12 protein-coding genes are annotated in these 13837 nt (G+C 36.2%); 6 read left to right on the top strand and 6 right to left on the bottom strand.

Translation table 11 applies throughout. The features are described 5' to 3' along the window. Positions 1–29 precede the first annotated feature (29 nt). Both DWB61_RS06845 and DWB61_RS06840 read right to left on the bottom strand, forming a co-directional pair. Positions 30–1451: a sodium:solute symporter family protein gene (locus DWB61_RS06845; RefSeq protein ID WP_156190225.1), complete on the bottom strand. Its 1422-nt coding sequence runs from the start codon at positions 1449–1451 to the stop codon at positions 30–32. 4 nt (positions 1452–1455) lie between these two features. After that, entirely contained in the window at positions 1456–1896 is a 441-nt protein-coding gene (locus tag DWB61_RS06840; RefSeq protein WP_125030158.1) for a GNAT family N-acetyltransferase, read from the bottom strand. Between the two features lie 462 nt (positions 1897–2358). On the opposite strand from DWB61_RS06840, the gene DWB61_RS06835 reads away from it, so the two are divergent. From DWB61_RS06835 to priA, 6 genes are all read left to right on the top strand, one after another. After that, positions 2359–3252 (top strand): DMT family transporter, encoded by an 894-nt coding sequence (locus DWB61_RS06835; protein WP_125030157.1) that lies wholly within the window; start codon positions 2359–2361, stop codon positions 3250–3252. A gap of 3 nt (positions 3253–3255) precedes the next feature. Beyond that, a complete protein-coding gene (locus tag DWB61_RS06830; RefSeq protein ID WP_156190230.1) occupies positions 3256–3762 on the top strand; it encodes a YkgJ family cysteine cluster protein in 507 nt (168 codons plus the stop codon). Positions 3763–4076: 314 nt separating this feature from the next. Continuing rightward, entirely contained in the window at positions 4077–4772 is a 696-nt protein-coding gene (gene cmk / locus DWB61_RS06825) for a (d)CMP kinase (RefSeq protein ID WP_125030156.1), read from the top strand. A gap of 130 nt (positions 4773–4902) precedes the next feature. Further along, entirely contained in the window at positions 4903–5760 is an 858-nt protein-coding gene (locus DWB61_RS06820; RefSeq protein WP_125030155.1) for a 4-hydroxy-3-methylbut-2-enyl diphosphate reductase, read from the top strand. 9 nt (positions 5761–5769) lie between these two features. Next, positions 5770–6750, top strand: coding sequence for a 6-phosphofructokinase (pfkA, locus tag DWB61_RS06815; RefSeq protein WP_125030154.1), 981 nt, complete (start codon positions 5770–5772; stop codon positions 6748–6750). A gap of 119 nt (positions 6751–6869) precedes the next feature. Beyond that, positions 6870–9344, top strand: coding sequence for a replication restart helicase PriA (gene priA / locus DWB61_RS06810; RefSeq protein WP_125030153.1), 2475 nt, complete (start codon positions 6870–6872; stop codon positions 9342–9344). Positions 9345–9709: 365 nt separating this feature from the next. Here the strand turns inward: priA and DWB61_RS06805 are convergent, their stop codons facing one another. The 4 genes from DWB61_RS06805 to DWB61_RS06790 form a co-directional block, all read right to left on the bottom strand. Next, the gene (locus tag DWB61_RS06805; RefSeq protein ID WP_125030152.1) at positions 9710–10624 is read right to left on the bottom strand and encodes an NAD-dependent epimerase/dehydratase family protein; all 915 of its coding nucleotides are present in this window, start codon (positions 10622–10624) and stop codon (positions 9710–9712) included. Between the two features lie 119 nt (positions 10625–10743). After that, positions 10744–11400: a phosphoadenylyl-sulfate reductase gene (locus DWB61_RS06800; RefSeq protein WP_125030151.1), complete on the bottom strand. Its 657-nt coding sequence runs from the start codon at positions 11398–11400 to the stop codon at positions 10744–10746. Positions 11401–11547: 147 nt separating this feature from the next. Continuing rightward, a complete protein-coding gene (locus DWB61_RS06795; protein WP_125030150.1) occupies positions 11548–13062 on the bottom strand; it encodes a GldG family protein in 1515 nt (504 codons plus the stop codon). A 12-nt stretch (positions 13063–13074) separates the two neighbouring features. After that, positions 13075–13800 carry an ABC transporter permease gene (locus DWB61_RS06790; protein ID WP_125030149.1) on the bottom strand — a complete coding sequence of 242 codons (726 nt, stop codon included), beginning with the start codon at positions 13798–13800 and terminating at the stop codon, positions 13075–13077. Positions 13801–13837: the final 37 nt, after the last annotated feature.

The following is a 13837-nucleotide window of genomic DNA, read 5'->3' as shown; positions in this document are numbered from 1 at the left end:
TATAAAATAAGCCCTGATTTCAAAAAAAATTATCTCTTATGGAATGATTGTATTAAAACAAAAACAACTGCTGAAAATGTTATCCCAAAGAAATTTGCATCTAAACCAAAAGGCAAGGTCATTTTGGTTAAAATAAGAATCAAGGTGGTTCCTCCACCAAATAGCATTGAATAAAGTGCTCCTTTCGCAGAAGGATTTTTTAAAAACATAGTACCTAAAACAGGGACAAATAATCCTGAAACCATAAAAGCATAAGAATACAACATTAAATCAAGTACATTTTGCATCATTGTAGCGAGAATGATAGCCAGCATTCCAATGACCAATGTTGCGAGTTGTGAATATTTAATACTCTTACTATTTTTTTTGGACAGCCTTAAAATATCTGTTGTAAAATTTCCGGATGCCGCCATCAAACAACTATCAGCCGTTGACATTATTGCAGAAAAATATGATGACATAAGCAAGCCCATTAACCCAACGGGAAAAATATGCGTTAGAAGTAAGGGCAAACCAATTTCTTCATCAATTGGACTTCCTGGAGCATATCCAAATTCAGTAAACACACCTTGTTCAAAAGCCACTCTGCCTAATAAGCCCAAAGAAATTCCCATAAAAGCCATAATTGGCCACTCAAACAAGCCAGCTATAAACCATGCTTTTTTTGCTGTTTTTTCATCCCTTGAGGCATAAATTCGTTGATATAGGGTCATACCCACAAACCAAATTGGAACAATCGTAATTAGCCAATTAATAAATTGGACAAGATTAATATTGGTAAGACTTAGAAAACTATTGGGCAAATAAGTTTTTATGGCTTCCCAACCTCCAACTTTTATGTAGCCTAAGGGTATACCGATTAATATCAGACCAACCATTAAAATAATCCATTGAATCGTATCGGTATAAATAACGGCTTTCAGTCCGCCAAGTACTGTATAGGCAATTACCACAATTCCCATTAATAAAACGGCATCGACAATAGTTATTGAAGGAAATGTTGCGGCGGCTAATTTAGCACCAGCTAATACTTGAGAACTGGTAAATCCAATATAGCCTATCAACGAAATAATGCCCGCAATAATTGCAACTTTACCATTATAGTAATGATTAAGAACTTCTGGGAAACTTAAGAAGTTATGTTTTTTAGCTAAAGGATATATTTTGGGAATGAGCAAAATAGCACTCATCCATGCACCGATTATACCTGTAAACAGCATCCAGCTACCCGAGAGACCTATTAAAAAGCCTAACCCACCTAATCCTATTGAAAAACCACCCCCTACATCAGTGGCAACAACCGACAATCCTATATGGAGCGAGGTCATTTTACGACCACCAACGTAATAGTCTTCTTGCGATTTATTGCGTTTTAAAAAATAGACACCAACAATAAGCATCGAAATCATATAAAGGACAAATATCGAAATGTCAATTATCTGAATTTGCATGCCTTTACTTTTTAAGTCTCATTTCAATATATTTGCTACTAAAACCTACTTTTTCATATAAAAATCGTGCTGGATTTTCGGGCTCAACATGTAGTGCAATGCTACCTTCGGTCAAATCAATGGCTTTTTTCATTAACTCTTTCCCGATACCTTTTCCCCTGTGGTTTTTGTGAGTTGCAATATAAACCAAGATATTTTCTGGAATGTAGTCTTTCATTCCAGTTTGGTTTACAATTACTACACCCGATATTTCATTTTCTAAATATGACACTAAAATAAAGCCGCCAAAAGATGTTGTTTCTTTCAATGCGTAATCAACACATTTTTCTATATCCGATTTTGGGTCTCCATATTCTTGCAAATTGTCAAATAAGAAGTCAATTAGGCTTTCTTTTTCTTTTAAACTCGGTTTTATCGCAGGATTAAATACTGTTGTTTGAATCATAAAATGATTTCCCTTTTAATTAATAAATAAATTTAAGACCCCATTATAATATTATTATTGAGATATGCAACTTTTTCACAAATGATAACTAACTCGTTTAAACTAACCATATGGTTATTATTTCTGATATATCTTTTTGAAAAAGATCTTATTACACAAGCATAGTTGATGTATAACAGCACCTAATTATGATTCGTTTCAGGCACCATACATTAAACAGTACTTAAATTCTTACTAAGGTAATAAATATAAGCTAAGATCCATACTGTCAGATCCATATATATGATCACACTAACAAAATGCACTTTAAAGAGGCCACTAGATCATAACCAGTCTCCTACCCCAATACAAAACGCAGATGCTTCTTATTAAGTATCTGCGTTTTTCATACCCTAAATTTCAAATAAATCATTCCATCCTTTTCATTACTTTTGACCTTCAATAAAATTCAAACACGACAGAATGAATCAAAAATCTTTACTTGTATATGGCAGTCTAATTCTAGCCATGCTATTTTGGAGCTTTTCCTTTATATGGACTAAAATAGTCTTCTTGGTTTACAATCCAGTCACGACAGTGTTTCTACGTCTTATTATTTCATCCGTCATTTTATTTGCTTTAGGTAAAGGATTGAAAAAACTAGGTACTATCGATAAAAAAGATAGATTAAGCATTTTAGCTTTAGCCTTTTTCGAACCCTTTCTATATTTCTTAGGCGAAAGCTTTGGTTTAAAATATGTTTCATCTACTATTGGAGCCGTTATCATTTCCACCATCCCCTTATTTTCACCTATAGCTGCTTACTATTTTCATAAAGAAAAATTAGGCAAAATGAATATTTTGGGGATTGTGATTTCAATTATCGGAGTAACCATCATCATTTTCAACAAAAGCCTTTCCCTTGTTGTATCTCCAATAGGCTTAATTTGCTTGTTTATAGCTGTTGGGGCAGCCGTCGGTTATTCTGTTGTACTAAAAAAACTAGCTACAAAATACAACCCAATCACACTGGTAACCTATCAAAACAGCTTAGGCTTACTTTATTTTTTACCCTTATTTTTAATTCTAGATTGGCAGCATTTCATAAAAGCTGTCCCAACACAAGAGGTTTTAACCGCACTGCTTTTATTAGCCGTATTCGGATCGACGCTGGCATTTATTTGTTTCACCTATGGCTTAAATCATTTAGGGATTACTAAGAGTAATATATTTATTAATGTCATACCCGTATTTACAGCCATATTCGCCTATTTTGTAATCGATGAGATTCTAAGCTTTCAAAAAATTGTTGGAATGATGATTGTAATAGGTGGTTTATTTTTATCACAAATAGAATTTAAGAGAAAAACAGTCTAAATGATGACAACATACAAGATTGATATAGAAGCTTTAAAGGAAAAAGCTAAAAACACAGAGGCTGAAACTAAAACATTCTTTGCAAAGCTAAAGAAGAAAAAGCCAAAACAACTTGATGATATCACGCATACACTTCACAACGAGGTTTTTGAAGAGATCGATTGTTTGGAATGTGCCAATTGTTGTAAAAGCATCAGCCCAATTATCATCGATAAGGATATTGAGCGTATGGCAAAACAGTTGAGAATAAAGCCCTCTGCCTTTATCGATCAATACTTGAATTTGGATAATGAGAACGACTATGTTTTCAAAGAGGCTCCTTGTCCTTTCCTTATGCCCGATAATTATTGTATGGTTTATGAACAAAGGCCCAGAGCATGTCGTGAATATCCGCATACAGACAGAAAACGCTTTTATCAGATTTTAAATCTAACTCTAAAAAACACACACTATTGCCCTGCTGTTTACGAAGTTGTTGATCGTTTAAAATTACAGAAGGACAATCTCTAGACCGTAACTTAAATCAAGCTAAATGGTGATCTAAAATCACCATTTAGCCGCGATCCGGTTTCTACTTTTGATAGTCACAATCGCCAGGCTTTCACCTAAGAAATTTACACCTCTCATTTCCGCTTCATCTACTTCAATTCAAGTTATTTATAGACTTCGTCAAAATATCTTGTCAGCAAACTCCTTATTGCAATCGTTTACAGAAAAAATCAGAGGTGTCAAGCATCAATTTTGCCCATAGATTCTAGTCTTTTCAAGGATTTTCTTTATACTTTTGTTCGAGATATCACAAAATATATCGACAACAAAACACAATGAACACAACAAAACGCAAACTTATTATAGCCGTAGATGGGCATTCCTCATGTGGGAAAAGTACTGTGGCAAAAGATTTGGCAAAAAAAATTAACTACACTTATATCGACAGTGGAGCCATGTATCGCGTGATTACGCTTTTTGCCATGCGTCATAACTTGATAGACGGTGATAAGCTTGATGAAAATAAATTAGCTCATCTGATTAACGACATCAATATTACTTTCTCTTATAATGACGAATTAAAACGCCACGAAACCTTCATGAATGGTGAATTAGTCGAAGATGAGATTAGAAGCCTTGATGTATCGAATAATGTGAGTTTGATTGCGACAATTAAGTTTGTACGTGAAAAAATGGTAACACTTCAACGTAAGCTTAGCGAAGCTGGTGCCGTTATTATGGACGGTCGTGATATAGGAACCGTCGTATTTCCTAATGCTGATTTGAAAATATTTATGACGGCTGATGTGGAAGTGAGAGCCATCAGAAGATATAAAGAGTTAAAAGATAAGGGAGATGATATTTCTTTGGATGCTATTCGTGAGAATGTAAAAAAAAGGGATTTCATCGATGAAAACAGAGATGAAAGCCCGTTACGTAAAGCTGATGATGCCATTGTTTTAAACAACAGTCATATGACTAAGGAAGAACAACTGGAATGGATAGTTGCTCGAATGGCAGAAGTTGAATAATTTAGATCTGAGACATGAGATTTAAGACTTAAGATGATTCTTAGAAATTCAAAAACAGAATAATTCTAATATCATTACATGCTGTAAATAAATCTTCTATCTTAATCCTATAATCTAATGGCTCTAAAATATGATTATTGAAATTGACCCAAATTCAGGCTTTTGTTTCGGTGTTGTAAACGCCATTGAAAAAGCAGAAGAAACTCTTGCAAAAGACAAGACTCTTTATTGTATTGGCGATATCGTACACAATAATATCGAGGTTGATCGATTAAAAGGTCAAGGCTTGAAAACAATAAACCATGATGAATTCGAGAAACTTTCAAACGCGAAAGTTTTATTCAGAGCTCATGGTGAACCTCCTGCAAGCTATATAAAAGCGAAGGAGAATAATATTGATATAATCGATGCGTCGTGTCCGGTAGTTTTAAATCTTCAGAAAAGGATTAAGAAAACCTATTGGGAGACTCTAGAGAATGGTGGACAAATTCTTATATACGGAAAAAAGGGGCATGCTGAAGTCAATGGTTTGGTAGGACAAACCGAAGGCCATGCAAAAGTTGTTGAACGTGTTGAAGATTTAAAAGAAATCGATTGGAATAAACCTGTGGTTCTATTTTCACAGACGACCAAGACGATATCTGGTTTTGAAGAAATTACAAAAGTTCTGAAGTTGAAATGTCAGAATGAATTAAAAATAAACGATACTATTTGCCGAAAGGTATCAAACAGAATGCCCAATATTCGTGAATTTGCAAAAAAGCACGATGTGGTTGTTTTTGTAAGTGGCCAGAAAAGTTCAAACGGCAAGCTCTTGTTTGATGTATGCAAACAAGAGAACTCTCAAAGTTATTTTGTGTCTCATCCCGATGAGCTTGAAATGACTTGGTTTACTGAAGCCAAATCAATTGGAATAAGTGGAGCTACCTCTACCCCAAGCTGGCTGATGGAACAAATAGCAGAAAACATCAAATTAGAAATTAAATAAATTATTAGCATGTCGAGAATTAAAAAAATAGGTGTGCTTACATCAGGAGGGGATGCACCAGGTATGAATGCCGCTATCCGCGCCGTCGTGAGAACAGCCATTTTTAACAATTTAGAAGTTGTTGGAGTAAAACAAGGGTATGAAGGCTTAATTAAGGGTGATTTCGAAACTATGAAATCATACGATGTAAGTAATATCATACAAAAAGGGGGAACAATTCTTTGTTCTGCAAGAAGCGAGGAGTTTAGAAGTGTAGAGGGAAGAAAGAAAGCACACGAGCAAATGCTTGCTGCTAAAATTGACGCTCTTGTTGTTATCGGTGGAGATGGTACATTCTCCGGAGCACGTATCTTTACGCAGGAGTATGATATTCCAGTAGTAGGTATCCCTGGAACTATTGACAACGACCTTTTCGGAACAGATTACACCATCGGTTTCGATACGGCTTTAAATACCGTTATAGAGGCTGTGGATAAAATCCGTGATACGGCAAGTGCACACAACCGTTTATTCTTTATCGAGGTAATGGGACGTGATGCTGGATTTTTAGCACTAAGAAGCGGTATTGCAACTGGAGCTGAAGCGATTTTAATCCCTGAACGTCAAACTCATTTAAAGGATCTTGAGAAATATCTGGCTAAAGGCTACAAGGGGCATAAGAATTCGGGTATTGTAATTGTTGCCGAAGGTGATAAATCGGGTGGCGCTTATACTATTGCTAGAGAAATCGAAAAGAAACATCCTGAATACGATATTAGAGTATCGGTATTAGGGCACATGCAACGTGGTGGCTCACCATCGGCATTCGACCGTGTAACGGCGAGTACATTAGGTGTAGCTGCAGTAGATGCTTTGCTTGACGACCAGAAGAGTATTATGGTAGGAATGGTAAACGGAGAAGTTTCACACGTGTCTTTCAACAAAACCATTAAAAATAAGAAAGTCGTAAAAGATTCATTATTGACGCTTAACGATATCTTATCAATCTAATTGATCTTTAATTTCTGCAAAAGGACGCTGCGTCATCAGTATATTTTTTTTGAAAGTTTTCCCCCTCAAGTCTTGAGATATTCATCACAAGACATAACTTTGAGAAAAATGTCAGATTTATGAACGCAGGCTCCCTTTTTGCAGATCTTATTTTACCTCTTCCACTGGCTGGATTATTTACCTACTCAATTCCTTGGGAATTGCAATCTAAAGTTGCTATTGGCAAACGAGTGGTTGTTTCTTTCGGAGGCAAAAAGATCTATTCGGGTATCGTCAAAAACATTCACAATAATCCTCCTGAGGATTACGAAGTGAAGGATATTATTGCCTGCCTCGATGAAACACCTATCATCAATCACCTACAATTTTCATTCTGGGATTGGATTTCGGATTATTACCAAAGTAATTTAGGAGACGTCTACAAAGCTGCTATACCTGCAGGTTTAAAACTCGAAAGTCAGACTAAGATTTCCTATCGCGAAGATTTTACAGCAGAAGCTAGACTCTCAAAAACCGAAGAGTTGATTATTACTGTGCTTAAAAGCTCGAAGGATGTCAATATTCAAACATTAACTCAGGCAAGTGGTCTAAAAAATGTGCTTCCTCAGATAAAAAAACTGTTGGAGAAAGGTGCCATAGAGGTTGAAGAAAGGATTCTTAGTTCCTATAAAGAAAAGCAGATTAAATACGTTAGGCTACACCAAAGTATCAAGGAGGATGAAATTGGGGAGAAGCTAAACAGTCTTAATCGAGCCAAAAAGCAACAGGAGATTCTGTTCTCATTCCTCAATCTTTCTAAGATTGGCATTGCAGAGGTTCCAGAAAAAGTTACGGCAACAGAACTCTTGCTAAATTCAGATTCAACCTCGTCCATATTGAAAGCTTTGGTCGATAAACAAATTCTAGAAATATATTTTGAAAGTACCGATCGTTTAGATTTTTCCGATGCCGAAATCAATCCTCTAAAGGAATTGAATCAACATCAAGCACAAGCCATAAAAGAAATACGTGAGGGTTTTGAATCGAAAAATACCAGTTTGCTGCACGGTGTAACTTCGAGTGGGAAAACTGAGATTTATATTCATCTGATAAAAGAACAGATCGACCAAGGCAAACAGGTTTTATATCTACTGCCAGAAATTGCCTTAACAACTCAAATCATCACTCGATTAAAACACGTTTTTGGCAATAAGGTTGGTGTATACCATTCTAAATTTAACGATGCCGAACGGGTTGAGGTCTATAATAATATTCAACAAAACAATCCCGATAAATCCTATCAGGTGATTCTTGGAGTTCGCTCATCTATTTTTCTCCCTTTTAGTAATTTGGGACTAATTATAATCGATGAAGAACACGAAAATACATACAAGCAATTCGATCCAGCTCCGCGTTATCACGCTCGCGATGCAGCCTTATTTTTAGCGCATTTGCACAAGGCTAAAACGCTTTTAGGCACTGCCACACCAGCCATCGAAACCTATGCCAATTGCAAGCAAGGCAAATATGCCTTGGTGGAATTGATGCACCGCTATCAGGATATTAAAATGCCTGAAATATTGTTGGCCGACTTGAAAGAAGCTAAGCGTAAAAAAAGGATGAAATCGATTTTCACCCCTGAGCTTTACGAGGAAATAAATACCGCTTTAGAGAAAAAAGAACAGGTTATTCTTTTTCAGAATAGACGGGGTTATGCACCCTATTTAGAGTGCAAATCCTGCGGATGGGTTCCTCATTGCGAGAACTGCTCGGTGAGTTTAACCTATCATCAATACAACAATCAGCTAACTTGTCATTATTGCGGACACAGCACGCAACCACCACAAAGCTGCATGCAATGTGAATCGACAAATATGGTTGATAAGGGCTTTGGTACAGAGAAAATTGAAGATGAATTGCGTATTTTTTTCCCACAGGCTAGAATAGCTCGAATGGATCTAGATACTACACGCAGTAAAACGGCTTACGAAAAACTCATCTATAAATTCGAAAACCATGAACTCGATATCCTTGTAGGAACTCAAATGGTTTCGAAAGGATTGGATTTTGATCACGTTTCTCTGGTTGGGATTCTCAATGCCGACTCGATGCTTAACTTCCCCGATTTTAGAGCTCACGAGCGCAGCTATCAGTTAATGGCTCAAGTTTCGGGACGAGCAGGGCGTAAAAACAAGCAAGGCAAAGTTATTATCCAAACTCACGAACCCAAGCATCCCATAATTCAATCGGTCATTCAAAACGATTATGTTGGTATGTACCAAACGCAAATGAGCGAAAGGGAAGAATTCATCTACCCACCTTTTTATCGACTCATTAATATTACGCTCAAGCACAAGAATAATGGTTTGCTTACACAGGCTGCAAATATGTTAGCCCAGTCGCTTCGAAAAACATTCGGTATTCGGGTATTTGGTCCGCAGGCACCCGTCATCAATCGCATACAGAACTATTACATTGTGAATATTCTCTTGAAAATTGAGAAGAAAAGTTCACCTGCAAAAGCCAAATGGATATTAAACCGAGAAGCTAACAACCTAAAAGCCATTGAGCGCTTTAAAATGGTGATGGTGCAATTCGATGTTGATCCTATGTAATTTGATGATGAGCTAATGTGAGGATGTGATGATTGGATGAGTTGGTAATGTGAGAATGATATGAGAAACCTTCCTGCACTCGGCGACAACAAACCGCAGACTTGCGAAACCTTCCTGCCCTCGGCGGGAACAAACCGCAAACTTGAGAAACCTTCCTGCCATCAGCGGGAACAAACCGCAGACTTGCGAAACCTTCCTGCACTGGTGCAGCAAGGTTTCTCAAACTTACAGGACCATACTGATAAAGGGAAACATGAATTTTCGAATACCGCATAGCTTCAGCGCAAGAGAACTGGTCAGTTTAAATGAAAAGAGCCATACATCAATCGTGCATGGCTCTTAAATATTTTACTAGAATCCTATTACTAACTCGAAGCTTGCAAGTGTTCTTTAAAGCCTTTTAACTCTTCTTCAAAGCTTAGCTCTGGGCTCGTATATAATGCTAAAATTGCTTCGTCAGCCTTTGCAATATGGTTTGGCAATTCAAGATGATTATTGGTGAATACCATTTCCATATCAGGATTCAACGCTTTCAGTGCATCAATTAAATCTAATACTGATTTTTGATCATCAACCAAATTGTAAATGCCTCCTTCAAGTTCATGATCGAGCAGGTTAGACAGAATCTCAACCGTTTTATTCAAAGAGATAAAGGATTGCTCTTGCTTACCATTCCCCTGAATAGAAATTCGTCCAACAAAATGAGAGTCGAACATATAAGAATTCAGAATGCCATCCATATTCAGACTGGCACCATAACCAAACACTTCACCCAAACGAAGGATATGCGTTTTTATTTTGTCACCTAATCGTTCAATATGCTGTTCCCCTCTTCGCTTAGAATTACCAAATGAAGTGTTAGGTTCAACCATAGATTCAGAACTCTTTTCGCTTTTAGAATCCCCATAAACCGCTACAGAACTCAGATATATAACTTGCTTAACATGACTTGCCTCAATCGCATATGTCAGTTCAGCTGTTCCCCAATTATTCACCTGCTCATGCAAATGATGTAATTTCTCATCATCTTTATTTTCAGCAGCAAAATGGTAAACCACATCAACATCCTTAACCACCTTATCAAGACTTCTTGAATCAAGTAATTCTGCTTTCATAAACTTAAGTTTGCCTGGCTTTATCTGCGAGTGCAAAAATAAATTATAATTCCCTCTGCTAAGATTATCTAAAACTACAATTTCCTTAACCTTAGGATTTTTATTCAGTTTGATACATAATTCTGTACCAATATATCCTGCACCTCCTGTAATTAATACTTTCATATGATTACAATTTTATGTTTTTGCCATCCCAATAGCTATCGGGAGAAACTTGCCAACTTACATTCTAAATAATGCCAAAAGACAGGTTGCATATATTGAATTTTTAGACTGATAATCTATTATTTCTTTACAACCAAATCGGTATTCAATCCACACTCTGTCTTTTTCATTCCAAACCATCGGCTACCTCTATCATCACCTATAGTCATCTTTCGTGTACAAGGTTCACAACCTATACTGTCGTATCCTTGAGCTTCAAGAGGATGGCGTGGCAAATCCCACTCCTTAAGATATTGGTAAATATCTTTCTTACTCCAATCGAGCATCGGATGAAAACGAATGACATCATGGGGTGCCGCTTGCTCAATTTCCATCGCCTTACGCACAGCCGATTGATCAGCTCTTACACCATTAATCCAAACATCATTATCTGCCAAAACGCTATCTAAAGGCTGAACCTTGTTAATATGGCAACAATGGTCAGGATCAGATGTAAAAAGAAAGTTTCCATTAGCATCCTTCTGTAAAGATTTTGGAACATCTGATTTGGTATTAATAATATTCAATCCAAATTCTTTTGCTAATTGATCTTTATAAGCTATCGTTTCTGGAAACAAAAAACCCGTATTGATAAAATAAATAGGAATATCCTTATCGATACGACTTATAATATGAAGCAAAACAATACTATGTGTTTGAAATGAAGAGCTTGCAAACATACGCTTGCCTTCACGTTTATATTGTTCAAGTTTTTTCTTGATATTTTCAAAATCCATTCTCTGTATTTTTCTTTTCTTAGAAGATAAAGATACTACAAATTAGTTAAAACTGACAGCAGTAAAATTCACAACAAAGCTTAATTAATCTCTATGCAAAAGGTCTCAATCTTATTATTTATTTCATATAAAACAAGAGTTACAGCTCTACTTCACAACGCCTGGTCTCATCAGTCGAGTCCGTTTTAAACTTCTTCGTCTGAATTGAAATAAGCCATGAAGAACAACAAGTAGTAGGGGAAATAAGAAATTGAAATATTTGATAAACAAAACTCTAGAATCAGATAATTCATTTAATGGGCGAGCTTGCACACCTTTGGTTCTTAAACTCATTAATCCGGAATCGTCACTCAACCAATCAATGGCATTTGCAATGAAATTAATATTATCAGGTTGAATAGTAATTCTTTGTTCACCTACTCCATTCACAATAAAGTTTCCATCACCAATGACACACAGCCGTGCTTCCTGATCACTTACAATAGGACCATGAACAGCTGCTGCAACAACTTGCCTAGGAAACAAGAAATCGCTAGGTCGCCAAACCTGACCAATATTAAAACTAACTGGCACTTTCAGCTTACCTGACATATCTGATGTCCAGGCTAACTCATGATAAGATAAAATCGAATCACCAACATAGGTTATCGGACTGGCAAATTGTAAAATCATAGCTTCTATACCATCAGTAATGTTATGGTCAGAGAACTCAGTAATTAAAGGCAAGTATGGAAAGTTAACTTGCTGTGGATATGAAAAATAGCTCTTCTCCTGTACCGTTACAGTACTGCACTTTCTATCAACAATAAAAGCATCTTCAACTAAAATCCCTTTTCCTTCAAGCCAAGTTTCAAGATTCGTGTTTACACCAACCCCAATACCATGATTCAAAATACCATTCACCCGATCGATACCAACAAAAATACTACCTCCAATACCTAAGTAATTATCCAAGCGATTAAACTCCATTTTCGTAATTTCTTCAAAAGGCGATAAAATAATAATAGCCTTAAAGTCACTCAAATCCATTCGCCTGTTCAGGTTAATAACTTGCAAGTCGTACAATACCGAGAGTTCTTTAGTCATCTGATCTAAAGTTGCCAATACAGGTTCACCATGTCCGGTGATATAACCAATCTTAGGTTTATTTTGAATTGTTAATCGTTTAATCAAAGTAGAAAGATTGTACTCCATTGCAATTCCAGGTTGAATCAGAGGAATTGTTTCCGTTTTATCCCCAACTTGAATAACAAGTCCTAGGAATACCTTCTGAACTTTCACCTGATCCTTTTCTCTTACTTCTAAAGGGACGGGATGGATACCAACCTCAATAGCTTTCATCTCTATCTCCTCACTTGAATTGGGGTTAACCTCCTCAATCTCGATGCGCTTCTTACTATGCTCATTATATTCGGTGAGTAAATGCTTAAAATCGCGTATGGTTCTATTAATATCAGGGGGTAAATCTTTTGACACATACAAGGTAATAATGATAGGATCTTTTACCTCTTGCAAAATTCGTTTCGTTACCTTATCGAGTGTATAACGCTTATCTGCAGTAAAGTCAACACGAAAAAAGAAATAAGACGACAACACATTTAAAAAGATTAAACATGATAGGACTACTACTAAGCGGAAAATAACATTCTCTTTAAATCTCATCTATATATACAGTTAAGCTTTCAAATTACGGGATACTAAAATTTCTTTAGAAGCATACAAGCCAAAAATGATCATCGAAAAGAAAAAGATAAAATCCTGAAGATCAAATATTCCTCTAGATATCGATCCAAAATGTGTAAACATACTTAAAGCACTAAAAATACTCCCTGGTATACCCAAACTTGAACTTGCTATCGTTTCAAAAATCTGATGAAAAAAAATACCAATAAACAAGGTACTTAGAAGCGCAATAATAGGGCTATCACTTATGCTAGAACAAAATATCCCCAAAGCAATATAACTCATACTCATAAGCAGCAAACCAATATAGCCTAAAATAATTGCCGGATGATCAACTGAACCAATAGACCACAAGCTGATATAATAAATTATACTTGGAGCCAAAGCCATTGATATCAGGATAACAGTAGATGCGAATTTTCCCAAAATGAGTTGCCAATAACTAATGGGTTTCGTTAGTAATAATTCTAGAGTTCCACCTCTTAGCTCACCCGTTAAAGATCTCATTGTAAGAGATGGGATGAAAAAGAAAAGGGACCAATAAGCTACCTTAAAAAAAATATTTAGGTTTGCTTCGCCTATAAAAAAGATATCATCACCATAAATCCAAGTAAAGAATCCACTAAAACCCAGAAACATGATGATTAAAACATAGCCCATCAGCGAGTCGAAAAAACCTGCTAGCTCACGCTTAGCTATTTGTATAATTTGATTCATATTGAAGATTCGGTTTAGGTTTTATTTTTAAGTTTTA

Origin of the sequence: Ancylomarina euxina (assembly GCF_003863355.1) — a bacterium.
GTDB classification, from domain to species: domain Bacteria; phylum Bacteroidota; class Bacteroidia; order Bacteroidales; family Marinifilaceae; genus Ancylomarina; species Ancylomarina euxinus.
The sequence above is the reverse complement of the archived record's forward strand: the minus strand, read 5'-3'. Positions and strand labels throughout refer to the sequence as shown.

Coding starts and splice junctions, on each gene's coding strand:
- DWB61_RS06800 (WP_125030151.1), bottom strand. CDS start 11,400: ATGGATTTTGAAAATATCAAGAAAAAACTTGAACAATATAAACGTGAA.
- DWB61_RS06830 (WP_156190230.1), top strand. CDS start 3,256: ATGACAACATACAAGATTGATATAGAAGCTTTAAAGGAAAAAGCTAAA.
- DWB61_RS06805 (WP_125030152.1), bottom strand. CDS start 10,624: ATGAAAGTATTAATTACAGGAGGTGCAGGATATATTGGTACAGAATTA.
- pfkA (WP_125030154.1), top strand. CDS start 5,770: ATGTCGAGAATTAAAAAAATAGGTGTGCTTACATCAGGAGGGGATGCA.
- DWB61_RS06820 (WP_125030155.1), top strand. CDS start 4,903: ATGATTATTGAAATTGACCCAAATTCAGGCTTTTGTTTCGGTGTTGTA.
- DWB61_RS06840 (WP_125030158.1), bottom strand. CDS start 1,896: ATGATTCAAACAACAGTATTTAATCCTGCGATAAAACCGAGTTTAAAA.
- DWB61_RS06790 (WP_125030149.1), bottom strand. CDS start 13,800: ATGAATCAAATTATACAAATAGCTAAGCGTGAGCTAGCAGGTTTTTTC.
- DWB61_RS06795 (WP_125030150.1), bottom strand. CDS start 13,062: ATGAGATTTAAAGAGAATGTTATTTTCCGCTTAGTAGTAGTCCTATCA.
- cmk (WP_125030156.1), top strand. CDS start 4,077: ATGAACACAACAAAACGCAAACTTATTATAGCCGTAGATGGGCATTCC.
- DWB61_RS06845 (WP_156190225.1), bottom strand. CDS start 1,451: ATGCAAATTCAGATAATTGACATTTCGATATTTGTCCTTTATATGATT.
- DWB61_RS06835 (WP_125030157.1), top strand. CDS start 2,359: ATGAATCAAAAATCTTTACTTGTATATGGCAGTCTAATTCTAGCCATG.
- priA (WP_125030153.1), top strand. CDS start 6,870: ATGAACGCAGGCTCCCTTTTTGCAGATCTTATTTTACCTCTTCCACTG.